This is a genomic window from Fimbriimonadaceae bacterium (genome assembly GCA_019638775.1).
GTDB lineage: Bacteria > Armatimonadota > Fimbriimonadia > Fimbriimonadales > Fimbriimonadaceae > JAHBTD01.
Genome location: JAHBTD010000002.1, coordinates 336,575 through 360,820, shown reverse-complemented (window position 1 = coordinate 360,820; position 24,246 = coordinate 336,575). Strand labels below are relative to the sequence as shown.

Genomic DNA, 24,246 nt, shown 5'->3' with positions numbered 1-24,246 from the left:
GATAGAGAATGGCTAAGTCGATTAATTTACAAGATATGTTTCTGAATCAGGTCCGCAAAGAGGGGATCGGAGTTACGATCTACCTAACGAATAGCGTTCAGCTTCGAGGGCAAGTACGCGGATTCGACGCATTTACGGTATTGCTTGATTCTCCCGGAAAACCGACACAGTTGGTCTATAAGCACGCGATGGCGAGTGTGGTGCCCACGCGGCAAATCTCCACCTATCGGCAACCGAACGACAACCACCACGAGGAAGAAAGAGAAGATTGATTCCCTTCGTCAAGATGCACGGAATCGGCAACGATTTCGTTATGCTTGACAACTTCACCGGAAAGCACGGCGACGTTGACTTCCAAGCGCTGGCAAGGGCGACCTGCGACCGACATTTTGGGGTTGGCGCTGATGGCCTAATCGTGGGCGAATATGGGGACGGCGCCGATTTCCGGATGCGAATGTGGAACCCCGACGGCTCCGAGAGTGAGATGTGCGGAAACGGCATCCGCTGCTTCGGATTGATGCTTCACGACAAAGCTTTGTTCGACAAGCGGAGCGTCACCGTAGACACGGGCGCAGGTGTCTTGACTCTCGTCAGCGAAAAGCCGGGGTGCTACACCGTCTCGATGGGCAGCCCCCGATGGACACGTGCCGAGATTGGAATGTCGGGAAACCCCAAAGAGACCTTCATCAACCAGCCGCTTTACAGAACCGATGGCCCCCTTCACGGAACAGCTGTCTCGACGGGCAATCCTCATCTGGTCATTCGCGTAGAGGATGTGCAGGCCGTTGAGTTGCATACGCTGGGGCCGCTGCTAGAGTCTGACCCCTTGTTCATCAATCGAACAAACGTTCACTTTGTGCAGGTCCAAAACCGAGAACACGTCATTCAACGAACCTGGGAGAGGGGTGCAGGGGTTACCCTTGCCTGCGGCACTGGTGCGTGCGCTGCTGTCGCTGCGTTGCACCGGCAGGGTTTTGTTGAACCTAAATGCAGTGTACGACTCCCCGGTGGAGAGCTCACTATCGAACTCAAGGACAATGTCCTCTGGATGACAGGTCCGGCAACGACTGTCTTTGAAGGCGTCTGGTCCGATTAGGCAGCCTTGGACCACTCGGAAAGGTCGGCTTCCGTCATCGTATCGAAATGTACAACGCGGTTCTTGCCCGTACCCTTTGCCATGTAAAGCGCGGTGTCACACCTGCGCAGCAGCGCGGCTCCATTCTCGTCGGGCTGAAGAGTGGCAACCCCAACACTAACCGTGATTTGCCGCGACTCCCAAACGAAATCTGCAATCGCGTTCCGTACATCTTCTGCAGCTCGAATGGCCTCATCTGGTGAAAAGCCCTTTAGCAGCACAGCGAACTCCTCTCCGCCGTAACGCGCAACTGAGCCCCGATTGCCAATCGCTTCATCGGCTAGCTTTGCGACATTACGAAGAACTTGATCCCCAGCAAGGTGCCCGTAGTTATCGTTAAAGCTCTTGAACGAATCGACGTCCATCAGAATTGCTGAGAGCTTTGTTTCCCCTTCGGCAAGCATCCCGTCCAGCAGTTCATACATCTTTCGATGGTTGATGAGGCCCGTTAGCCCGTCAGTCTCGGCGAGCCTTTCAAGCTTGCGATTCGCCTCTTCTAACTTCGACTTCTGCTCGCGAATCTCTTGCATGTGCCATTCGACTTGTCTTTCGGCAAGGACCCTGTCCGTAATATCGATGTTCGCACTGATCGCACCGACGACGCTGCCGGTGCCGCCTGTGAGCGGAATAACGCTACAAACGAGGAAATTCTCTTCACCCTTCGCATTAACGTATGTCCATTCCCGATGGGCGATCTCTTGCCCAGCAAGGACGGCTTCTACCGTCGCACCATTCCACAGTTCCGACGAGCTCTCCCCCATTACATCCCAGATCGTGCGCTCCATGGCTTCGAAAGCAGCAACCTCGAAGAGAACCTCAGCTTGCCGATTCCACTCACGAATCTTCCCTTCGTTGTCAAAGGTAAACGAAGCAACGGGAAGGCCACTAAAAAGCTCCTCGAAACGGCGAGAAGCGATAGTTAGGCTCTTGTTGGCAAGTTCGAGGTTAGCCTGAATCCTTTGAACCTTTCTCTGATTCTCGTACGCTGCCTGCTCCATCTGAGCGATGCGCGCAACACTACGAAGCTTGGCGATGAAATCCTTCTTTTCGAGAGAAGGCCGTGGCGCGGCTCCGAATGCTTCCGCTTGTAAAATGGCTTCGGAAATCTGAGGTGTGGTTCCGCCATAAAGGACAAGGTGACGGCGGATAGGCCCAGGCAATTCTGACAACTGGCGGCTCAGTTCAAGCCCACTCATCTCCGGAAAGAACCGATTTGCCGCAACGATGCGAATATCATCTCGAAGACACAAATCTGCTACTGCGGCAGCATGCTCTGTGTGTTGTACTTCAAATCCCGCATCCTTGATCTCAACGGATAACTCATCTGCAAGCGACAAATCGCTCTCTACTAACAAAATCTTGAACGTATCTTGCGTAGCCAACTCCACCACGAAGCAACCCCTTTCACCCAATCATAAAAACGGCGAGCCATACGACTCGCAGTAATGATGATTGTCGGGTTCATGAACTCAAATCTACAGCCAAAATTGGAACTTGATAGAAGGAGAGACTGCTATGTGCCCCTCGTGTTTCCAAAAAGATGAATGTGCATCCGTGGAGAGATCCTATAGGAGCGCTCTTGGCATATGGGCAACAGCAGCGCTTCCCGCCTTGTGAGCGTCTCTGCAGACGTTCCTTCAGCCATGAGCATCGTGTGCTGACGCGCTTCTTCATGCAGGGTAGCTAAAACCGCCTCGATTTCATCCAGATCGCCAAGTCCTTCGTCGGGGTTTACGACGAACTTGAGCTGGTAGGAATAACCCTCTACCAAGCGTCTCAGCGGTTCGAGATTAGAGCGCAGCTTCTCGTGACGCTCTGTCCAACCAAATCCCGCTTCAATTCCCGGCTTCGAATTCGAGAGTTTGGGGCTGATCGACATCAACCCGCAAGGAACATTACGAAAAACCGTACCCGCTGTCTCAATCGTAATGTGGAATCCCTTCTTGCTCAGCCGCTCACAAAGCGGCTCAATCGCATCAAACAGCATCGGCTCACCGCCCGTAAGCACCACATGTTCGACACAGCCCTTTTCAACGGCCTCTTCGATCTCCGGAATGGACATCGTCGGTCCTTCAGGATTCCAGCTTGCATAGGGAGTGTCGCACCACACACATCGCAGATTGCAGCCACTCACCCGCACAAATGTAGACGGCGTGCCAGCGAGCGTGCCCTCACCCTGAACGCTTGTAAAGATCTCGGCAATCCGTAATTTATCCATTTCGAAGATGCTCGAGCACAGGGTCTTCCATGCCCAGGGTTTGGAAAGCCGCCGACCGTATGAGGCAAGCGTCACATCGTCCGCAAGCTTTGCCATCGGCGTCAGGATCGTAGCACGAGTGAGTCATTCCAAAATCCACGCCAAGCTCGATGCCCGTACGGATAATCTCTGGCTTACCCATATCGATCAGGGGCGCGTGAATGCTGAAGCTATCGCCTTCAACGCCTGCCTTAGTGGCAAGGTTGGCCAACTGCTCAAAAGCTGCGACGAACTCAGGTCGACAGTCAGGATAGCCGCTATAGTCGACGGCATTCACACCGACAAAAATATCCCTTGCACCAATGACCTCGGCGTATCCAAGCGCAATCGAAAGGAAAACCGTGTTTCGTGCTGGTACGTAAGTCACCGGGATGCCCTGCTCCATCTCTTCGCTTGCTCGATCCTTAGGAACGTCGATGTCGTCGGTGAGAGCAGAACCACCGAGCCCGGCAAGGTCAACATGCACCTCGCGATGCTCGACTGCGCCGAGTATCGCCGAGATTCGCCGCGCCGATTCAAGTTCTATCTTATGCCTCTGACCGTACAGAATGCAGAGCGTGTGGACGTCAAAACCCTCCGATTTGGCAAGAGCCAAAACGGTAGCGGAGTCCAGGCCCCCACTCAGGAGCACGACGGCAGAAGGCATGAAGGAAAGGTACCCGCGAGAGCCTACTTAGGGTTGGGAACGTAGGCTCCTCCTCGGCACTGCTTAAGGTAGTTCATCCCATGAACTTGACCCGTCATCTCCAGTTCATCGCGATAGATGTGATCGTGCCAACCTTCGATGTCGATGGCCCCACGGAAGCCACTTTCTCGAAGGATAGAGATGACATCTGTCCAATTCGTGTCGCCAAATCCCGGCGTTCGGTGTTGCACCACGGGCAGCCCAGACCGGTAGCCGTGCTCCTTAATCACATCCCAGTTGATCGTCGCATCCTTTCCGTGAACGTGGTACACACGCTTGGCATACTTGCGCAGGTTCGGGATCGGATCAACAAGGCTGTACATCTGGTGGCAAGGCTCCCATTCCAATCCGATAGTTTCTCCAGGGATTTCATTGAACATCATCTCCCAAGCTCGCGGGCAGTGGGCGATATTCCATCGAGGCGCGCTCCAAGTTCCCCCCATATCACAGTTCTCAAATGCGATCTTGACACCCTCACCTTCGGCGACCTTGGCGAGGTGACCGAAGACCTCTTTGTACTTCGGCATAGATTCATCGATTGGCTTATCCTCTAACGCGCCCGCAAATCCACAAACCACCTTTGCGCCAAAGAGTTTTGCCGACCGGATGACCGTCTCCCAATCCTTCGCAGTCTGCTCATCTTGGAGGGGATTACCATAGATTCCGATGCTGCTGATGATCGCCTTATCGCCCAAGACGTCCGCCGATTGCTTGGCGAACTCTTCAAGGTTGACGTCGTCGATAAACCGCCACAGAGTCAACTCAAACGACTCAAAACCGTGGGGCAAAATAGCCCGCAGATAGTCGATGCCGTTGCTAAAAGGGGCGAGTGTTCCTATACGGATGTCTTGATGGTGCTCTCGGTTCATGAAAGATCGGCTCCGGCGCGATGCTGCGCCGCGCGAAGGTTACCAGAGCTTGGTTTTGAATGGGAACGTCAGACGCGACGAAAACCCATGAAGAGGGCAAACAGTCGCATGGCTGCGGTAGAGGCCCATCGCTGAGTCGTGTCGATAGCCCCGCTCGCCCAATCCGGCAGTTGCCAGTCTCCAATGTATCGTGCCCGTGACTTCGGGGGATTTGTGTTCGCCGACTTGCCAAGCTCACGCAACTTAACGTTGAGCGTGGTTTTGAGTTTCCGCTCTGTCTTCTTCCCGCCCACAACTGCTTCAGATGTGCTGGTTGAATCGGTCACCACCCGAACATCCTTTGCAACGCCTCGCTTCAGGTCGAACTTGATCGTGCCCGTTCCTTGCATCACGGTCGTCACTTTTGCGTAGGCGCTTTGCTTGGTCGCATTGCCACCCGAGGAGTCTTCATAAGTCAAATTCGTCTGGTCCAGCTTTACGTCGAGGTGCAGGGTTTCGCCTTCGAGCTTGGAAGGGGTGACCGTATAAGAGATTTCTGATCCGTTGAACTGACGCTTGAAACTCCAACTCTTCCCGACTTCGATTCCCGCGGCTGGAAACTCGACGGGTAGGTAGCTAATCTCTGGAAAGCGCTTCACGTCGAGCCCAGGAAGGGTTACGGGAGGATTGATGTCCGGTGCGTCAGTCTTTAACACCTTGCCCTGTGGGCTCATAGAAATCGTGGTCTTTGGGAAACTATCACGAACTTGATCAAGACCAAACGGGAGTTCAGCTCCCCCAAAAATCACTTTCGCGCTTGTGAGATCGCTGGATGCTTGCGGGTTCCCAGATGCGTCGCGCTTCTCCCCGACAACCAGCACACCCAGCTGGATTGATGCGTCTCCGTTGATCCCACCCATGATCGGGAGAAACCCCTGGAGATCCACCGTCATGTCAAAGTTCAACTTGGAACCTGGCGGAAAACTGTATGCAGCAGGCGTTATCAAGGCGGCAGCGAGTATCGTTAGCATGGAGATTTCACCCTAATCTGTGTCAATTGTACGAAATATGACGTTCACGGTCCTATTTGATACGCTATACAATATGCGCTAAGTACGAATTCAGGCCTTTCGCCGTCTGAAAGAGAGCTGTTATGCCGTTGCCACCTCTACCCGCAGGAACCGTGTTGCAGGGACGATTCCGTATTGAATCCGTCTTGGGACGTGGCGGGTTCGGCATCGCCTACAAAGCCTTGGATCAAGCTCGTGGCGACATATGCGTGATCAAGGAGCTTGCGCCGGAAGGCGCCCTAAGAGACGCAAAAGGCGTCATCCACATGGAACAGCTTGGCGACGGGCATGACTTGCGGATGCGTCAGACCTTCCTCCAAGAAGCAAAGTTGATGCAAAAGCTTTGCACCAACCGAATTCCAGAGGTCCGAGCCTCATTCACAGAAAACGGCACTGCCTACTACGCATCCGACTACATTGAGTCGGCGTTACCACTATCGGAGCGTCTGGCCCAAAAAGGACGGCTTTCGATTGCTGAAGCCGAAGAGACACTTCGCGACCTCTTAGAGACGCTGGAGGAAGTGCACGACAAAGGCACGCTGCATCGAGACATCAAGCCCAGCAATATCCTGCTTGACCAGCAAGGCAGAGCGTATCTCATCGACTTTGGTGCCGCCCGTGAATGGTTTGCCGACTGTCGCGCAGCCCAAACCGTGATCCTCACGGTGGGCTATGCGCCTCCCGAACAGCTCTCGGAAAAAGCACGACGTGGACCAGCTACCGACTTATATGGGCTTGCCGCGACACTTTATCATGCTCTGACCGGAACGGCTCCCCCCGGCGCTGGCGATCGTATGTCAGGGACGGCTGTTATCCCAATTGAGCGCCTCCGTCCCGATGTCTCCGATGGCTTAAAGCGAGCCATCGAAGCTGGGCTTGAGATGAACTTTAGCGCCCGCCCGCAGACCGCAAGTGACATGCTCGCCATCTTCGAGGGGCGTGTGGGCAGTGGAATGCTGGCAAGCATCGAGGACTTTGATCAGCGACGGCTTGAGCTTAGCAATCTGCGCTTTCACAAGATGGAATGCCCAGAGTGCACAGGCCTGCTGGAAGTGCCCCGCCCCTTAAAAAGGCTGCAATGCCCGGTCTGTCGGGATGGTATGGTGTCCATCCGACACATCGATCCAAAGCTTTGCCCAGTATGCAAAGCATCACCGTTGAAAGAGGTGAAAACACACAGTAGCCTGACCACGTGTCCAATCTGTCGATTCGGTCTGATGATGCCGATCAAAAAGGGGCTCTTCAAGCCTGTCTCTGAATTAGCTTGCCAAGAATGTGAGGCGAGATTCAGCCCAAGCGGCGATGTCTTGACCCTCACCGACCCAGGGAACCACGAAACCAATATTGAGCCCGACACTGCGCTCTCCTTGAGTGAATGGCAAGCTATGGCTCGGCGCAGTGATGAAATCCTCATCTGCCAAGGCTGTGAAGCTCAGTTCGATGCACAGATCGATGGGCGATATACGCTGGTTGTTCCAGAGGCGATGAGCCGTTACAAATCGCTCTATCGCGATGAATGGGCTCGTGTAGCCGCCAACCTGCCTCCTGGAGCGGGCAACTCCGAATGCGACAGCTGTGGGGCCGATTACTTTATCGAAGGCGATCAGATCACGCTTATCGACGCCGCCCACGATCCTTACGATTTCCTCCACGAGTTCCAAGGACGACTGATGGCGATTGAGGGAATGAGGTGGTTTGGTGTTGGAAAGACCAGCCCCCACGGCGGTCTCGTTTGCCAAGACTGCCTGTGTGAGTTTGATATCGACGGTGCTTATCACCGCTTGCAAAGGACGAAAAATCCGGGCATGAGACGCTACTTAGGGCAACCTCTCGTGATGGAAGATTGGCATCGGGCGGCCCGCAACCTGCCGCTCATCGCCCAGGTGACAGACTTTGAGACGGGGTTTGGCCTTGCTATTCGAGCTGCTTACCACGAAGGACAGATCGCCTTTGACGGGCGCGAAGAGTCCAAGTTGATTTGGCGGTCGAATGCGGTTCGCTTCGATCTCGTCGAAGGAGAATGGACCGAGGTCGGGAACGGAAATCTGACGATTGATCTGGACGAAATCACGTTCGGCGGGTTGCTGAAAAAGTGGAGAGTCCCGTTCGACGCCATCGTAGGCGCCGACTTTCAGGACACGGCTTTGATCCTCAACATCTCCGGTGAGGCGAATCCCATCAGCTTCCGAGTTCCCGAAGTCGAACTTACGGCAAGCATGGAATCGGGAACGCGAGTGATCCTTCTGAATGCGAGCGACCTCACAATGCGGCTGCGCAAAGCACAGCAAAAAGTCGCCAACATGGTCTAGACCGCGATATCCGCACTTCACAGCTTGCGAATTTCCCGTATCTTTTGCAGCTTCCATTTTTGCGTTATCTCTTCAATAAAGGGTAAGCATCGTACATGAGCCTTTTGTGGGGCATCGACCTTGGTGGAAGCAAGATAGAGGTGTGTGCCCTTGATCCTGCTGACTTGTCGAACCCACTTATCCGCAAGCGTATTCCAACCGAAGCCAACAAGGGATACGGGCATATCGTCGATGCGGTCGGTGGCCTTGTTCGATCAGCGGCAAAAGAGTTGGGTGAGCCTGAACCGAGGCAACTTGGGATTGGAACTCCTGGGGCAATCGAACCCGCAACCGGGCTGCTCAAAAATTCGAACACAGCTTGTTTGATCGGCAAACCCGTCCGCGAAGACCTTGCCAAAGCTCTACAAGCAGAGGTGCGCATGAGCAATGACGCAAACTGCTTTGCCCTAGCAGAGGCTCACCTTGGGGCTTCACGCGGCTACAAAACATCCTTTGGCGTCATTATGGGTACCGGCGTTGGCGGAGGAATGGTCGTCAACGGGCAAGTGCTGCATGGAGCAAATGGAATTGCCGGCGAATGGGGACACGTCGTTCTCGATCCTTATGGGCCCGCTTGTTATTGCGGGCAGCGCGGTTGCGTGGAAACCTACCTACGCGGTCCATCGGTGGAGCAAAGGCACGAGGAGAGGACGGGAGAGAAGCTTTCGTTGAAGGAGATTTCCGAGCGTTACGATACCGACCTTCAGTGCCGTCGCACCATCGCCGAGATGTGCACTCACTTCGGAAGATCGCTAGCCCTGGTCGTGAATATCTTTGACCCTGAGATCATCGTTCTGGGAGGCGGTGCGGGGCAGGTGCCGCATCTGTACACGTATGGCGTAGAGCACCTGCAAGCTCATGCATTCACGAAAGTATTCACGACAAAGGTCGTGGCTCCTGAGCTCGGCGATAGCGCCGGTGTGTTCGGCGCGGCGATGCTCTGGGCAAGAAGCGAAGAAGCAGAGAACTGACTCCAAGCTAACTAATCACAGGTCACCGATCACCGAATCACTGCGCCTAGCGTCTCTTCGCCGCTTCAAGCTTTCCTTTCGCCGCGACGAAGAGTGGCAGATCGGCATCTCCGCTTTTAAGCGCATCGACAACCATGCGATAAAGCCGCATGGCCTCTTTGCTATCCCCCTTCTTTTCGGCAACCTGGGCAAGTCCGTAGATTGAGTATGGGCTGTTGGCTCGGTCAGTAAGAGCGATATCAAAACACTTCTTTGCCAGGTCAAGCTTCGAAGTTTTTAGCAGCGCCATCCCCATTCCTTCTGCAGCCGGGCGGGCATAGTACGGCGGCTCAGTATAGGGTTGCTTCTTCATCACTGCCTCAAGCTCATCGACGAGAGCCTCAACCCCAGCGCCATCGTTGCTGGCACAAGCCAGATAGGTCTCCGCTTCGATGCGGTAAAACTGATCGTCATCGAACTTGCCTGAGCTTGCTGCCTTCGATTTGATGTCGTCGACGATAGTGGCAGCATCCTCGATTTTGCCCGCTTCAAACGCTGACATGGCTTTGAAGAATGTCGTGGCGAGGGCTCCAGCCCGGATCGATTTAGCTTCGAGCATCTCATTCAGCTTCGAAAAGTCGCTCGTGCGCCAAAGAATGTAGGTCGTGTTGTTGCGTGAAGAGTCAGCGGCTAGTTTGAGAGCCTCTTCCCTCCTGCCGACCTCGACAAGCGCGGCGATAAAGAAGTCGGTGTTGTGAAAGAAATTCCAGTTGCCGCTCGACGTACCAACCAGCTTGTTGTATTTTTCGTCGGCTTTCCGGGCGGCTTCAAAAGAATTGACCGCTTTGTCGTAAAGCCCACACCGATAGAAGATGTGTCCAGGCATATGGATCAGATGCCCGCAATTCCAGGCGATTTTTCCAAGCTTCTCCGCACTGTCCAGCGCATCCTCGGGCTTGGGACTCCCTTCGCATGCGTGAATCCAGTAGTGGTGAGCACCCGTGCTGTTAGGATCTAGTTTGAGGGCTTCCTGTGAAAGCTTGCGAGCTGCGGCCATCGCCCCAATAGGTTTGCCATCCTCGCCATAACCTCTGCTTAGGTTCGTCTGCACATAGATTCCGGCAAGAAGAACCCTTGGCTCAACCTCTTGTGGATTGCGTTCGCAAATGTCGAGCATGGACTTCTCGAACTCTTTAAATGCCTCGGGAGCGCCGGAGGTCCAAATCTTCCAGGACCGTATCAGGTCTTGCTCCAACATAGTACAGCCCTCCATCATCCGCACTGCACGGTCGATCGCCCCTTCACGCTCGGCCTTGTATGTGTTGTTTCGGTACCAAGGATTCTGCAAAACTGCGTGAAGCCCCCACCACCCCATGGCAAAGCTGGGGTCGATCTTCACGGCGTCTCGGAAAGACCGATGGGCTTCTGTCCAATGAAATCCGTGATAAAAACAAAGGCCCTGCTCGAACAGCTTCCTGGCTTCTTCTGACTTTGTGGTGACCTTGAGCGTCGTCTTGCCAATCCCTTCCACCAAAGTTCCCTCAGGAAGCGCGGTGAAATTCTTGAAGTCCATCTCGCCGTGTTGAGCAGTCACCCAGACGGCACATAACAAAGCGGCAACGCAGGGGAGGATTCGTCGCATGTTTTAAGTGTACGAAGAAACGAGCCCTATTTCCTTCCAAAAATCGAGGGCTTGCGCAAAATCACCTATGTACAGACAAAAAAATAGCGGCTTGCGCCGCTAAGAACTTCTTTGTTGTGTTTGCTATCCTGCCCTCTGTAACCGTATTGAACGGTCCGTTGGAATAGTCTTGATACGAGTATCGGAGCGCTTCCCCGTATCTTTAGGGGGGAATGAGTCCAAAGAGGCGATACTTCAAAAAATCGACATTCTAAGGCATAAGAAAAAGCAAAAAAGCCCCGCATAAGCGGAGCTTTCTTAAATCTATCTATCCGGGCAACGTCCTTATCTGGCGGGACCCTGCGGACCAACTACTTCCGGCGCTGAGGAGCTTAACTGCCGTGTTCGGGATGGGAACGGGTGTGTCCTCCTCGCTATGGTCACCCGAATAGAAACCTATTCGGACCTTGAAATTTACTCTCAAGATCTGCGCTTCAAGCGCTTAGAAAGTTGCACATGATTTTATAGGGATAGACCAAACACGTAGTAGCTTCATTAAAGCCCTCGGACAATTAGTATCACTCAGCTCAATACATTACTGCACTTACACATGTGACCTATCAACCAGGTAGTCTTCCTGGGTCCTTACCTTAAAGTGGGAAATCTCATCTTGGGGCGTACTTGGCGCTTAGATGCTTTCAGCGCTTATTACATCCCGACGTGGCTACCCAACGTATGCTCCTGGCGGAACAATTGGTACACCAGAGGTCGGTTCACTCCGGTCCTCTCGTACTAAGAGCGACACCCCTCAAATTTCCTACGCACACAGTGGATAGGGACCGAACTGGCTCACGCCGTTCTGAACCCAGCTCGCGTGCCTCTTTAATCCGTGAACTCCGGAACCCTTGGGACCTTGTACAGCCCCAGGATGAGACGAGCCGACATCGAGGTGCCAAACCATGCCGTCGCTATGAGCGCTCGGGCAAGATCAGCCTGTTATCCCCGGGGTAGCTTTTATCCGTTGAACCCTGGCGTGCCCACGCACCACCAGAGGGTCACTTAGCTCGACTTTCGTCCCTGCTCGACTTGTTTGTCTCGCAGTCAAGCGCACTCTATACCTATACGCTCAACGGCTGATTTCCAACCAGCCTGAGTGCACCTTTAGGCGCCTCCGTTACTTTTTGGGAGGCGACCGCCCCAGTCAAACTACCCGCCTAAGACTGTCTCCACACCGGATGACGGTGCAGGTTAGAAAATCAGATATACAAGGGTGGTGTTCCATTGGTGCCGAAGCTCCCACCTACGCTCTACATGCATAACCAATTCTCAATCTTAAGGTGTAGTAAAGCTCCACGGGGTCTTTCCGTCCTACTGCGTGTAACCCGCATCTTCACGGGTGCTACATTTTCACCGAGCTTCTCGTTGAGACAGTGCCCAAGTCGTTACGCCTTTCATGCGGGTCGGTATTTAGCCGACAAGGAATTTCGCTACCTTAGGACCGTTAGAGTTACGGCCGCCATTCACCCGGGCTTCGATTCAATGCTTTGCTTGCGCTAACATCTCCTGTTAACCTACGGGCATTGGGCAGGCGTCAGCCCCTATACTTCGGTTTTCACCTTAGCAGAGACCTGTGTTTTTGGTAAACAGTCGCCTGGGCTGCTTCGCTGCGACCCTCTTTTTTACGGAGGGCACCCCTTATTGCTAACTTACGGGGTCGTTTTGCCTAGTTCCTTAACGAGAGTTCTCTCGAACGCCTTAGTCTCCTCGACTCACCTACCTGTGTCGGTTTACGGTACGGTCAGATACAAGGTATTGCTGTGGAGCTTTTCTCGGCCCCCCTCAGTCCCACTTTTGTCCCTCCGAAGAGTTTCATTACCCCGACTCAACCTTTATGCCATCATTTCTGAAGGCCCAGTCTTGTCGTAGCCCGCAACAACCAACGGTGCGGGTTGGAACCTCGAGAAGCGTCCCTCCATTGCCCTTGCACTGGGTCAGGAATATCAACCTGATGTCCATCGGCTACGCCTTCTGGCCTCACCTTAGGGACCGCCTAACTTCCGTCTGACGAACATAGCCGGAAAAACCTTAGGTTTTCGGCGGACAGGATTCTCACCTGTCTTATCGCTACTCATGCCTGCATTCTCACTACTGTACGCTCCACCAGTGCTTACGCTCTAGCTTCACTGCATACACTACGCTCCCCTACCGATCATCTTACGATGATCCCGAAGCTTCGGGAGATGACTTTAGCCCCCTTACATTGTCCGCGCGAGATCACATTCGGCCAGTAAGCTGTTACGCACTTTTTAAAGGGTGGCTGCTTCCAAGCCAACCTCCTGGCTGTTTACGCGATCTCACTTCGTTTCACACTTAGTCATCGTTTAGGGCCCTTAGCTGTCGATCTGGGCTATTTCCCTTTTGACCACGGATCTTATCACTCGCAGTCTCACTGCCATGCTTATATCACGGTATTCGGAGTTTATTTGGGTTCGGTAAGCTGGTAGGCCCCCTAGCCCATTCAGTGCTCTACCCCCGTGATACAACGCATAACGCTGCACCTCAATGCATTTCGGGGAGAACCAGCTATCTCTGCGTTCGATTGGCATTTCACCGGACTAACCACAGCTCATCCCGAGATTTTTCAACATCTATGAGTTCGGCCCTCCATGTTGTGTTACCAACACTTCAGCCTGGCCATGGCTAGATCACGCAGTTTCGGGTCTACTGATACCGACTTGACGCTCTATTCGAACTCGGTTTCCCTCCGGCTACGCGTCTAAGACGCTTAACCTTGCCGGTACCAATAACTCGCAGGCTCATTCTGCAAAAGGTACGCCATCACACTTGAATGGATTGCTCCAAACATGGTGCTCTGACTGTTTGCGGGTGTCGCGATTTCAGGTTCTATTTCACTCCCCTCCCGGGGTTCTTTTCACCTTTCCCTCACGGTACTGGATGCACTATCGGTGACAAGCCGTATTTAGCCTTATGCGGTGGTCCGCACAGATTCACGCGGGATTCCTCGTGTACCGCGCTACTCGGGTGCCATCTGAATTCGAAATTAATTTTTAAGATACGGGGCTCTCACCCTCTGTGGCAGAACTTTCCAATTCGCTTCTCATAAATCTGTTTCGTTTCTTTTCTAAGCCTCTCGAATTCAAGGTCACCTTACGGTTCCCTGAATTCGGAAGACTTAGTGATGGTCCCACAACCCCAGCCGGCAAGCCGACTGGTTTAGGCTCTTCCGCTTTCGCTCGCCGCTACTTACGGAATCTCTTCGATTTCTTTTCCTCAGGTTACTTAGATGTTTCAGTTCACCCGGTTCCCTCCACACCGCCTATGTGTTCAGCGATGGGTAGCAAGGTATTGCCCTGCTGGATTCCTCCATTCGGATATCTCCGGATCTTCGCTTTCGTGCAACTCCCCGGAGCGTTTCGCCGCTTGCGCGTCCTTCATCGGCAACTTGTCCCTAGGCATTCGTCGCGCACCCTCAAAAGCTTATTCTTACGAAGCTGTTCTCTACGTGCTCGATCTATTTCCTACAAAATCTCTATGCAACTTTCAAAGGGCTCGGCGCTGGCCACCGTTCGATGCGAAATCGTTCAGCGGCAAGGGGAGATGATACCAGCCCGCGCTCCCAGTGTCAAGGTCCCACCCACAATTCCATGCATTTGGGACCCAAGATAAGGACAATTCGCGCGCACGTGCCCGCGGACGCTAATTTTCACCCTGAAACAAGCACATATCCAACGCTCCGCTGGTCCTATCAAACCCGCTCAAAGCGGCAGAACAGAGTAGGACCGCCACGTCAGAGACCTGCTTAACCCGTCAGGGTTAGCCTCAAGACAGGCTCCATGATGATCGTATGGCTCGCCCCACCGACCGCGAAAACTTTCTTCCCTTTTCGCACCAAATCCACCATTACACGCGCCCAGTGATCATCACGCACCTCATTCGCAACATTCGCCAGTCGGTTCAGATACGTCTTCTCATCGCCAGGCCACATCATCCGCTCATCCATCTTGCGCCAGTCTGGACCGTCGGGAAAGTCCTTCTTCCATAGCTCGTCAAGGTCCTTCAACGTCTTCAAGCCACTCTGAATCCCGTACTCACTCGCCCGACGGCTAAGCATAAAACCCACAATCGTATCGGAAACCCCCTTGTCACCCGCATTGCGGCGATCGCTCAGATATCCGCGCAAGGTGATCCACATCAACGCCCTCTCGGGCGTCTCGGTCTTTGCCAGCGCTGCGCCCTCAGCCTTGGCATCGGGCTCTAAAGAGTAGATCGGAACGCCGCTCCTGTGCGCCAATCCATAAATATAGTAAGGCTCGCCGCGCTTCACCGCGTCCTCAAGGCTGCCCGAAAACGCGCGCAGTCGGCTCTCGACAAGCGCCACATCCGGCTTCATCTCGTTCCACAAGGCTTCGATATTCTTGAACTGGGGATTGGCTGGATCGCTGGTGTGCTGCACACCTATAAAGAGGAGTCGTCCTTTGCCTTGGCTTAGGTCGAGGACATACGGGAAAGTGGTCTTTGGGTAGATCGCGTCGTGTTCAGCGCTGGTTCGCCTTGTGCCCTTAAGCTCGATTGAGGGGTCAGGAGAGTACACGGAAGCTCCGGGGTAGGTTTGTATCCAGCCGCTGAGACAAACTGCCCCAACCGTCCCAACACCCGCCAACAACACACTCCTACGCATAAGGCCGTTACGCTCTGACCACGGGCACGGTTGCGAAAGTCTGGGACATGTGATTGGATTTTGGATTTCGATTCAGTACTGGAGATCACCGATTACGGATTACGGATTACGGATCACGATTCACGATTCACTACTCACAATTCACGATTCACGATTCACGATTCACGGATTACGAATCACGGTTCACAAATCCAAAATCTAAAATCTAAAATCCAAAACCCAAACCTCCCAATGGTTGGCACCGCGTCAATTCAATCCAAAATCCAAAATCGAAAATCCAAAATCGACATGGGTCCTTGCGCCTGCGGCCCCGCTCCGGGCATAATTTGCCGTCCGACTACTTCAGACCCGGCGCTTCCCTGCCGATGGTAAATAGGTCGGGCGACGTTAGATATGCCGATGTAGCTCAGCGGTAGAGCAGCTGTTTCGTAAACAGCAGGTCACCGGTTCAAGTCCGGTCATCGGCTCCATTTCACTCTGTGTCCATTCCGGGCTCAAAAGACTTTATCAGTCTTCGTGCCCAACGTGGATGACCTCAACCGTCGTGGCAGTCAAACCAGAAACTAACCCGTGAATCTGTGGTTGCTGATGCCAGAACTCAGGAATCGGGTCTGTTTGACCTAACCCAAGTGCTTTGCGCACCTGTTCTTCCGTAAGCGCAATGCTCTTGGTATCTCCATCGGGATTCTCCTTGTAGTGGGCCTTTACTGGGAAGTTCATACTTCTAGTGACGGCCTTCGGATAACGCACATTCCCAAGGTAGGACTCATCGCTCGGACCTCACTTCCGGCCAAGCCGATACTCCGCAAGCTCCGCCTTAGCCTTCACCCCGACTTCGGCAAGGTGCGCCATCCAGGACTCTTTATAGGGTCGCAAAGCGCTCACGATCGCCTCTGAAACAGCCAAGTCCCGAAACCACTTCTTATTTGCCGGGATCACATGCCACGGCGCGTGTTCGGCGCTACAGTGGTGCAAGGCATCCTCAAACGCCGTTTGATACTTCTGCCAATTCTCGCGCTCCTTCCAATCGTTCACCGACAGTTTCCATGCCTTGCGAGGGTCCTTTTCGCGTGCAAGAAGCCGCTCCTCCTGTTCTTCGGGCGTGATATGGAGCATGAACTTAAGAATGATCGTGCCTGAATCGGCAAGCAGTTTCTCAAACTCATTGATCCGCTTGTATCGGCTGCGCCACTCCACCTCAGGGATCAGTTCGTGAACGCGCACAACCAAGACATCCTCATAATGCGAGCGGTTGAATATGGCGATCTCACCCTTCGCGGGTGTACGTTGGTGCACTCGCCAAAGGAAATCATGAGCCAGTTCGATTGAAGTTGGAACTTTGAAGGGGTATACCTTCGTGCTTTGCACGTTCACAAACTCAAGAATCTGGTTGATTGCCCCGTCTTTTCCCGCCGTGTCGGGACCCTGAAACACAAGCAGCAGACCGTTCTGTCCAGTCGCAAAAAGCAGTTCCTGCAGCTCTGCCATCTCTTCGCCGAGCGCCTTCGTCAGCTTCTTAGCGGCATCCTTCTCAAGGCCAGCGTCAAAGTTGGGGTCGATTGAACTTAGGTCTACCTTAGCTCCAGGCTCAACCAGAACGGAATAGGGCATGGCGTAGTTTAGCCTTTCAAAGCATCATCGCGGCCTTATCGGGAACACGTAAATGGAACGTTGCCCCCTTTCCGGGCTCGCTCTCACAAGTGACCGAACCACCTATCCGCTGGATGGCCTTCCTCACGATGGCAAGCCCTACACCCGTGCCGGGATAGGCATCCACCCTTTCAAGCCTTTGAAAAATCTCAAAGATTTTCTCGCTGTACTTTTGCTCAAAGCCGATACCGTTATCTCGAACCGTAATCTCACAGACTGGGCCATCAAGGGCGGCTCGAACCACAATACGCGGCGAAGGCTGACCCTTAGAGAACTTCACAGCATTGTCAATGAGATTTCTCAAGGCCATCGCCACCCCATCCGAGTCGGTACATATCTCAAAATCCGCAATGTCAACTTCAATCTCAAACCCGTTGTTCGCTTGAGCGAGATGCAGGTCGTCAAGAATGCGCTCAACAAGAGTGGGAAGATGAATCGTTGTTTCGGTAATTGCACGTCGCTCGAATCTTGAATAGGTCAGCAAGTCCTGAATCAACTGCGACATTGTGAGAACGGCGGCTTCAACTCTTCCGATGTACCCTTGGGCCGTCTCATCCAAGACCTCCACATAGTCCTCCTTCAGCATCTGGTTATAGCCCGCAATGGCCCTCAGCGGCGAACGTAGATCGTGTGACACGGAATAAGCAAAGGTCTCTAGTTCTTGGTTCTTATCTTGAAGCTCCTGAGTCCTGTCGGCGACCCTGGTTTCCAACTCTTCGTTTAGCTTTCGTAGGAGAAGTTCAGCCTCACGCCGTGCAGCTGCTGTGATGAGCTGAGCCACTTGATCGGCGATAATCCCGACGAAGGTCTTCTCATCGGATAGCCATCTCCGAATCTCACCGACATGCTCAAAACAAACAATCGCGACGACTTTTCCTCCCACTCGAACAGGGGCATCGATGAGAGAACTGATCCTTAGTGGCAAGAGATACTCACCCGTCAGTTCAGCAGTGCGCTGGTCCGACATCGCATCGTCAGCATCAATGAACCTCCCGTCGCGAATGCTGTCGAAGTAGCGAGGAAAATCGGAAATCTTTAAGTTCCCTTCCGTATCAGCCTCCTGCCCAGAAAGTAAGTGCAGCACCTGACACTTCAACTCCGACTCGTCATCCTCAAACATCCACACGGATGTTCGTTCAACATCCAAAACCTTGCCCGAAACTTCAGCAAGGACTTTCAAGCCGTTCGCCAAATCTCCCGATGCCACCGCTTCATGCGTTGCTATCTGAATGATGCAGTCGGCTTGCTCCTGTGCTCGGATAGCCGATTCCTGCAGACGTTGAGTCTCTTCCCTAAGCCTGGTTACATCTCGACCGATTGCGAAGGCGTGTTCGAAATTGCCTGGGTCGACAGATATCCGCCAGTTAATCCATCTGGTATTGCCCTCAGCATCCAAAAACCGCAAAAGCCCATCGTCAATGTCTTCTCCACTAGCGATGCGTTTCACCCATGAACGTACTATTTCACGATCATCAGGATGTGTGTAATCTTCAAGAAGATTCCCGCTAACGTCATCGCTGGATTGCCCAACCCATTCTGTAAATGCTTTATTAACTCCAAAAATCGGACCTGATCGATCAAAAACGACGATAGCATCAAGTGAAGCCTCAAAAAATGACTCCATTTCACGTTGTATCTTCTTACGCGTTGCGAGCTCAATCTGAATTTGGCTGAGGTCTTCGTGATGGTTCTTAATCCATATGTACTGGATTACTCCAATCGCCACAAAAGCGATCGCATGTTGACTCAGGTAAATCCAGTCCGATATCGGCACTACCGGCTTAGATAAATAGCCCGTGCTTACTGCCAACACGGTTCCAAGTATCACCACAAATCCACCCAAGAGATTTGCAACGCCAACACGTATCCCAAGCAGCATCGAAGAAAACAAAAAATGGATGATATAAAAGGATACTGTCGAGGCTTGAATACCTCCTTCTCGCACAACAAGGGAAGATATGATGATGAATCCAGCGACAACGCTAACCCAGCTGGCTCCTTCATAATCGCGCTTCTTTACCAACCATAATTGGCTAAAGAAACATAGCCAAATGACAACGGGAACGAGTACGGGTATGTTATGAGGCAATTGCGCCTGAAATATCGTTGCTGTTGCCAATAGCCCGCCAGCGAGCCAGACGAACAGCATCGATCGTAAAAGGTCGTAGCGCCTTTTCTCACTAAGCCCCCTTTCACGCTCCCAAAGCTCTAGGCTTGCTCCATTCTCCAGATCGTTCTTCCCCAAAAACAGACCTCCTGAAACTAACAAGAGTTAATCCGGCACAGCTCGAATGAGCCTGTCATCATGTTACAATACACTATACGTGGAACAAGTTCGTACTTCAAGTCCTAATATGGGGCTCTAAAGTTTTTGTTGAATGCCCAGGGAAGCTTTCGCATTGTCAAACACCTCCTGAATCCCCAACTTATAAACTTGCCTCAAGGCTTCTTCAGCGGGACGAGTACCCATCACACGAAGCTTAAACTCACCCCACAAGGAGTTGTCGCCAAAAGCTGCAAGCAGCTTCCCCAATCTTTGGCCGCCACCAAGCGACATCAGATACTTCCCTATCCAGCTTGACTGAGCATAGGCTCGGTGTACGGCGCGAGACTGGTCAGGGTCGCCGATGGCTCCCATAAACGCCACATCCAAATCATCAGGTCCAAGCCAAAGCTCCTCGTCCTGCTGCGCCTGAGCAGCGTAGTCTCGAATGAGCGAGTCCGAAATTGCCATTGCAATGGCCTCATCGAGCCAAGTTGGGCAAGACTCCTCTGTCAATTGCGAACTGACAACGTGGCAATACTCGTGCTTAATCGCGTGATAGAGCTCATTGGGACGGTCCAGCAGGTTCTCCGGCAGACAGATCTTGTGATACTTCTCTTTCTTGGTGTGGTAGCCAAACCGCCCCGGAGTCCAAGGCGTATCCAACTCATCCAAAATAACCGTCATCAGTACCTTCGGCTGTTCCGCAAACCCGAGAGCCAAGGCCGTTTCTTGGATTGCTCGCTCGGCTACATCACGCAGAGCATCCCACCGCTCCTGCGCAAATCCCTGGCTCATCTCAAGGCTCAGCCAACCGTTCTGGTCCTCCCAGAAGGAGCGTTTACGAGTCTCAAGCTCGGCTTCCAACATGCGCAAGAATCCGACACCTTGTCCGCTCGAGTGGATTCCCAGTGATTGGGCGACCTCCCACGCGACATCAAGGCGGTCGGCTTTGTATTCGGAATGAACCTGCTTCCAGATCATGCCGTCACCCACGCTGCCGTAAGTGAACATGTGATTCTCCCACCAACGATCGTTGAACATCTTTGAATCGACACCTCGACGCTTCCCATTTCGCTCTTGCAAACTCTATGGTAATAAGGACGTCCAAAACGCAGATTCCTTCCCTGGAAGTTGGCCAGACCTGACAGTATTCAGCCAAGTTCAAGCCTGCAGGTTGGGCCAGACGCAAAAAGGATTCGGCGTAGCCACTGCGGAGAAGCTACGCCGTAGAGAAACCGGAACAAGAGTGCACGGTCTGTTACTTGACGATGCCTATGTCAAAATATGCACCGCGCGTCAGGCCGCTGCTATCTCGAAAATTGAAGCCGATCTCGATGGAAGCACGCTTTACTTTCACCTTTTGTGACCTCAGCCACCCATCAACTTCCCCCGGATTCTTAAGGCCAAGCTCCCGAAACCGGGGCTTGAACCAATCGATCAACGCCTCTTGGGCTGATGAGTCAAAGTCCGCAAAGTCCTGCTCTTTGTCGCCAGCCTTGAGGAGTCCTGCCGCTTGGGACAGCCGTGACAAAAGGCCGTTTATCCTCTGATCAATGAGTTTTTCTCGTTCGGCAACCTTCGCACGAATGATTTTCATCGCCTGGTCGACCATGAGCGTCTGATCCGCTCCTCCAACGTTGTAACCCTTTAGAAGGAATACCAAGCTGTCTTCGGTGTATTTCTCTCGTATATTCTCCGGAACACGAACGCTCGGATCGTCGTTCTCAATCTTTTCAAGGAGCTTGGCCCCCTCTACAGATGAAATGACCGACCCATTAACACTCGCTGATCCCTGCCCTGGACGGATTTCTGCCTGATGCATTTTTCCCTGTCCACTGATTTGAATCTCCGCGTAGGGTTCGATGCTTATCTTAGCCTCCGGCGCTTGCATCATATTCCAAGCGATCGGGAGCTTGATGCCAGACTGGCAAACGATATCAACAACGGCTTCCTTCTCTCCCGGGGACATTGAGGACAGCTCAAGTACGATGGGCAGCTTGCCTCTTTCAAGCATTCTAAGTAGGGTTTCGAGGTTACGCTGGCGTTCTGTGTAGAGCAGTCTGTCATCAATGACGAAGGCCGTGGTCTTCCCTTCTTCGACGGTAAACCGAAGACGCCCAGCTTCCTCAGCAAGCTTAGTCTTGTCCAGACTGGAAAGCAGCTTGTCGTTGCCTCACGGTCTCGTGAAGCAACGACAAGCCGGAGCCAAGTACCCGAATCCTGTGCCGAACTTGGGCCGCCCAGCATCAAAAGGACGAAACTCAGAATCGAGAAGGCATGAATACGCATTATCTCCCCCTAAAGTCTATTGCGTATTGTACGAGACAAGCCTTTAGAACTGATGAATCGGGAAGCCCTTTGTGAGCTCGATCACTTCCCCTCTCACCGCTGCAAGCTCAGCTTCATCCTCATGTCCTCGCAGGGTGCGCCCGATCAGCTGAGCGATCCGTTTCATCTCCGGCTCCTTCATGCCGCGTGTGGTGACGGCTGGCGTGCCCAGCCGAATGCCGCTGGTGACGAACGGCTTTTCGGGGTCGAACGGGATGGCGTTCTTGTTGCAGGTGATGTGGACAGTGTCGAGCACGTTCTGCGCGAGCTTTCCGGTGACGCCGAACGGCCTGAGATCGACCAGCATCAGATGGCTGTCGGTGCCCCCGCTAACGATGCGGAAGCCCTCTTCGATCATCGCGGCGGCCAGCGCGGCGGCGTTCTTCTTGATCTGGGCTTGGTAGTCCTTAAAGCTGGGCTGCAGAGCCTCCTTAAAGCAGACGGCTTTGCCTGCGATCACATGCATGAGCGGGCCGCCCTGGATGCCCGGGAAGACCGACATATTGATCGGCTTGCTCAGCTCCTCATCGTTCCAGAGGATCATGCCTCCGCGCGGACCGCGGATGGATTTGTGGGTGGTTGAGGTGACCACATGGCAGTGCGGGACCGGCGAATCGTACTCGCCCGCCGCGATGAGGCCGCTGTAGTGGGCCATGTCGCACATGTGCATCGCTCCCACCTCGTCGGCGATCTCGCGAATCTTCTTGAAGTCGAACTGTCGTGAGTAGGCGGTCGCGCCGCTGACGATGATCTTCGGCTTGTGCTCCACGGCAGCTTTGTGGAACTCGTCGTAGTCGATCAGCTCGTCGCCCTCGCGCACGCCGTAAGGGACGATGTTGTACATCATGCCGCTGAAGTTCACGTGCGAGCCGTGGGTGAGGTGTCCGCCGTGGGCGAGGTTCATGGCCATGAGGGTGTCGCCGGGTTTGAGGAAGGCAAAGTAGACCGCCATGTTCGCCTGCGCGCCGCTGTGAGGCTGAACGTTGGCGAAGTTCGCGCCGTAAATCTGCTTCACACGCTCAAGAGCAAGCGTCTCAACCTCGTCGACGACTTCGCATCCGCCGTAATACCGCTTCCCGGGGTAGCCCTCTGCGTACTTGTCGGTCAGGACCGACATCATGGCTTCCCGCACGGCAAGGCTGGCGACGTTTTCGCTGGCGATGAGTTCGAGGTTGTGCTCCTGGCGCTGCTCTTCCTTGGCGATGAGGTCGGCGATCTGAGGGTCAACCTGGGCTAGGGGCATGCGGTGTGCGGCAAGAGTCGGGGAAACGGTGGCCATGCAGATATTATAGATTGGGCCGGGCACACAACATGTGTGGCACGACAGCACCGCCTCACAATCCACTGTTCAGTGACTTCTGGAGATCCTCCTCATCCTTGGTATAGAGGTCCCCTTCCCCCTCGACGGTGGCTCCGACCGAGCAGCGAGAGGGTGGAAGAGGTCGGGATGGGGGTGGCACCTGGCTACCACGTCGGTACCACGCTTTTCGCTACCCAAAACCTGTGACATACACACTATCTACAAACTGACGTCCCCTTCCCCCTCGACGGGGGAAGGCCGGGATGGGGGTGGCACCTGGCTACCACGTCGATACCGCGCTTTTCGCTACCCCAAACCTGTGACATACACACTATCTACAAACTGACGTCCCCTTCCCCCTCGACGGGGGAAGGTTGGGATGGGGGTGGCAACTGGCCGCCACGCTTGTACCGCGCCTTTCTCAATCCGAGCCTGATGTCGCAGGCCTCGAGGATCGCTTGCACCACAGCCTCAGCATCCTCGTAAACCTCTTCGTTCTTAAACCGAAGCACAAGGATGCCAAGCTTTTCAATCTTCTTCTGACGCGAGGCGTCAGAAGACTCCTGGCCCTCATGGACAGAGCCGTCAAGCTCGATAGCAACCCGCACCTCAGGGCAAAAGAAGTCAACGACGAGCAGATGCTGCTCGCGAAAGCGATAGCCTGCCTGCTTGCCTTTTAAATGATGCCAAAGCATCCGCTCAGCGTCAGTCGCGCTGGCGCGGTTGTCGCGAGCGAACTCGACCAAACGCTTGCTCTTTCTCGGCATGCGTCTATTTAACACCCGTGGCTTACGCCTGTGCCACCCCCACCCCTGCCCTCCCCCGTCAAGGGGGAGGATGACGTTCCTTTGAGGCTGCAACCTCAGGCCGGTGTGCGTCGCCGAGAAGTGCAGTGGCTCACGTCCGAGTATCAGATGAGCTCTTAGAGATCGTCCCCTTCTCTCCCTCTGCTGGCTTAAAGCAAACCGCGCGTCTGCCCCGGCGCTACCGCGCTTTTCGCAACCCCAAACCTTTGAAACACCCTCAATCTATGAACTGAGGCCCCCTTCCCCCTTGACGGGGGGAAGGTCGGGATGGGGGTGGCAACTG

Annotated in this window: 18 protein-coding genes, 1 tRNA gene and 2 rRNA genes; 5 read left to right on the top strand and 16 right to left on the bottom strand. The window is 53.8% G+C overall.

Annotated features, from left to right (window positions below; genetic code table 11):
- The first annotated feature begins 8 nt into the window (after window positions 1-8).
- Both hfq and KF784_07860 read left to right on the top strand, forming a co-directional pair.
- Entirely contained in the window at window positions 9-272 is a 264-nt protein-coding gene (gene hfq / locus KF784_07865; protein ID MBX3118966.1) for an RNA chaperone Hfq, read from the top strand.
- The gene (locus KF784_07860) at window positions 269-1,096 is read left to right on the top strand and encodes a diaminopimelate epimerase (protein ID MBX3118965.1); all 828 of its coding nucleotides are present in this window, start codon (window positions 269-271) and stop codon (window positions 1,094-1,096) included. Before hfq ends, KF784_07860 begins: the two co-directional genes overlap by 4 nt.
- Here KF784_07860 and KF784_07855 read toward each other — a convergent pair.
- From KF784_07855 to KF784_07835, 5 genes are all read right to left on the bottom strand, one after another.
- Complete coding sequence (locus KF784_07855; protein ID MBX3118964.1) at window positions 1,093-2,472, bottom strand: sensor domain-containing diguanylate cyclase; 1,380 nt, start codon at window positions 2,470-2,472, stop codon at window positions 1,093-1,095. The genes KF784_07860 and KF784_07855 overlap by 4 nt on opposite strands.
- Window positions 2,473-2,648: 176 nt before the next feature.
- A complete protein-coding gene (locus tag KF784_07850; protein MBX3118963.1) occupies window positions 2,649-3,353 on the bottom strand; it encodes a 7-carboxy-7-deazaguanine synthase QueE in 705 nt (234 codons plus the stop codon).
- Window positions 3,346-4,038 carry a 7-cyano-7-deazaguanine synthase QueC gene (gene queC / locus KF784_07845; protein MBX3118962.1) on the bottom strand — a complete coding sequence of 231 codons (693 nt, stop codon included), beginning with the start codon at window positions 4,036-4,038 and terminating at the stop codon, window positions 3,346-3,348. Before queC ends, KF784_07850 begins: the two co-directional genes overlap by 8 nt.
- Window positions 4,039-4,061: 23 nt before the next feature.
- Complete coding sequence (locus KF784_07840; protein MBX3118961.1) at window positions 4,062-4,946, bottom strand: sugar phosphate isomerase/epimerase; 885 nt, start codon at window positions 4,944-4,946, stop codon at window positions 4,062-4,064.
- A gap of 68 nt (window positions 4,947-5,014) precedes the next feature.
- Window positions 5,015-5,878, bottom strand: a complete 864-nt coding sequence (locus tag KF784_07835; protein MBX3118960.1) for a hypothetical protein — start codon at window positions 5,876-5,878, stop codon at window positions 5,015-5,017.
- Window positions 5,879-6,078: 200 nt separating this feature from the next.
- On the opposite strand from KF784_07835, the gene KF784_07830 reads away from it, so the two are divergent.
- Window positions 6,079-8,304: a serine/threonine protein kinase gene (locus tag KF784_07830; protein MBX3118959.1), complete on the top strand. Its 2,226-nt coding sequence runs from the start codon at window positions 6,079-6,081 to the stop codon at window positions 8,302-8,304.
- A 95-nt stretch (window positions 8,305-8,399) separates the two neighbouring features.
- The gene (locus KF784_07825; GenBank protein ID MBX3118958.1) at window positions 8,400-9,314 is read left to right on the top strand and encodes an ROK family protein; all 915 of its coding nucleotides are present in this window, start codon (window positions 8,400-8,402) and stop codon (window positions 9,312-9,314) included.
- 46 nt (window positions 9,315-9,360) lie between these two features.
- Here KF784_07825 and KF784_07820 read toward each other — a convergent pair whose 3' ends face one another.
- The 4 genes from KF784_07820 to KF784_07805 form a co-directional block, all read right to left on the bottom strand.
- Window positions 9,361-10,935 (bottom strand): tetratricopeptide repeat protein, encoded by a 1,575-nt coding sequence (locus KF784_07820; GenBank protein MBX3118957.1) that lies wholly within the window; start codon window positions 10,933-10,935, stop codon window positions 9,361-9,363.
- A gap of 310 nt (window positions 10,936-11,245) precedes the next feature.
- Window positions 11,246-11,362, bottom strand: a 5S ribosomal RNA gene (gene rrf, locus KF784_07815).
- 104 nt (window positions 11,363-11,466) lie between these two features.
- Window positions 11,467-14,416, bottom strand: a 23S ribosomal RNA gene (locus tag KF784_07810).
- A gap of 318 nt (window positions 14,417-14,734) precedes the next feature.
- Window positions 14,735-15,613, bottom strand: a complete 879-nt coding sequence (locus KF784_07805) for a hypothetical protein (GenBank protein MBX3118956.1) — start codon at window positions 15,611-15,613, stop codon at window positions 14,735-14,737.
- A 395-nt stretch (window positions 15,614-16,008) separates the two neighbouring features.
- On the opposite strand from KF784_07805, the gene KF784_07800 reads away from it, so the two are divergent.
- Window positions 16,009-16,083 (top strand) — tRNA-Thr (locus KF784_07800).
- 37 nt (window positions 16,084-16,120) lie between these two features.
- Here the strand turns inward: KF784_07800 and KF784_07795 are convergent.
- The 7 genes from KF784_07795 to KF784_07765 all read right to left on the bottom strand — a co-directional run bounded on the left by KF784_07795 (window position 16,121) and on the right by KF784_07765 (window position 23,924).
- Window positions 16,121-16,333 carry a hypothetical protein gene (locus KF784_07795; protein ID MBX3118955.1) on the bottom strand — a complete coding sequence of 71 codons (213 nt, stop codon included), beginning with the start codon at window positions 16,331-16,333 and terminating at the stop codon, window positions 16,121-16,123.
- A 60-nt stretch (window positions 16,334-16,393) separates the two neighbouring features.
- Window positions 16,394-17,224: a hypothetical protein gene (locus tag KF784_07790; GenBank protein MBX3118954.1), complete on the bottom strand. Its 831-nt coding sequence runs from the start codon at window positions 17,222-17,224 to the stop codon at window positions 16,394-16,396.
- 16 nt (window positions 17,225-17,240) lie between these two features.
- Window positions 17,241-19,154: a PAS domain S-box protein gene (locus tag KF784_07785; GenBank protein MBX3118953.1), complete on the bottom strand. Its 1,914-nt coding sequence runs from the start codon at window positions 19,152-19,154 to the stop codon at window positions 17,241-17,243.
- Between the two features lie 471 nt (window positions 19,155-19,625).
- Window positions 19,626-20,570 (bottom strand): hypothetical protein, encoded by a 945-nt coding sequence (locus KF784_07780; protein MBX3118952.1) that lies wholly within the window; start codon window positions 20,568-20,570, stop codon window positions 19,626-19,628.
- 217 nt (window positions 20,571-20,787) lie between these two features.
- A complete protein-coding gene (locus KF784_07775; protein MBX3118951.1) occupies window positions 20,788-21,543 on the bottom strand; it encodes a hypothetical protein in 756 nt (251 codons plus the stop codon).
- 318 nt (window positions 21,544-21,861) lie between these two features.
- Window positions 21,862-23,100 carry a serine hydroxymethyltransferase gene (locus tag KF784_07770; GenBank protein MBX3118950.1) on the bottom strand — a complete coding sequence of 413 codons (1,239 nt, stop codon included), beginning with the start codon at window positions 23,098-23,100 and terminating at the stop codon, window positions 21,862-21,864.
- A 392-nt stretch (window positions 23,101-23,492) separates the two neighbouring features.
- A complete protein-coding gene (locus tag KF784_07765; protein ID MBX3118949.1) occupies window positions 23,493-23,924 on the bottom strand; it encodes a DUF559 domain-containing protein in 432 nt (143 codons plus the stop codon).
- Window positions 23,925-24,246: the final 322 nt, after the last annotated feature.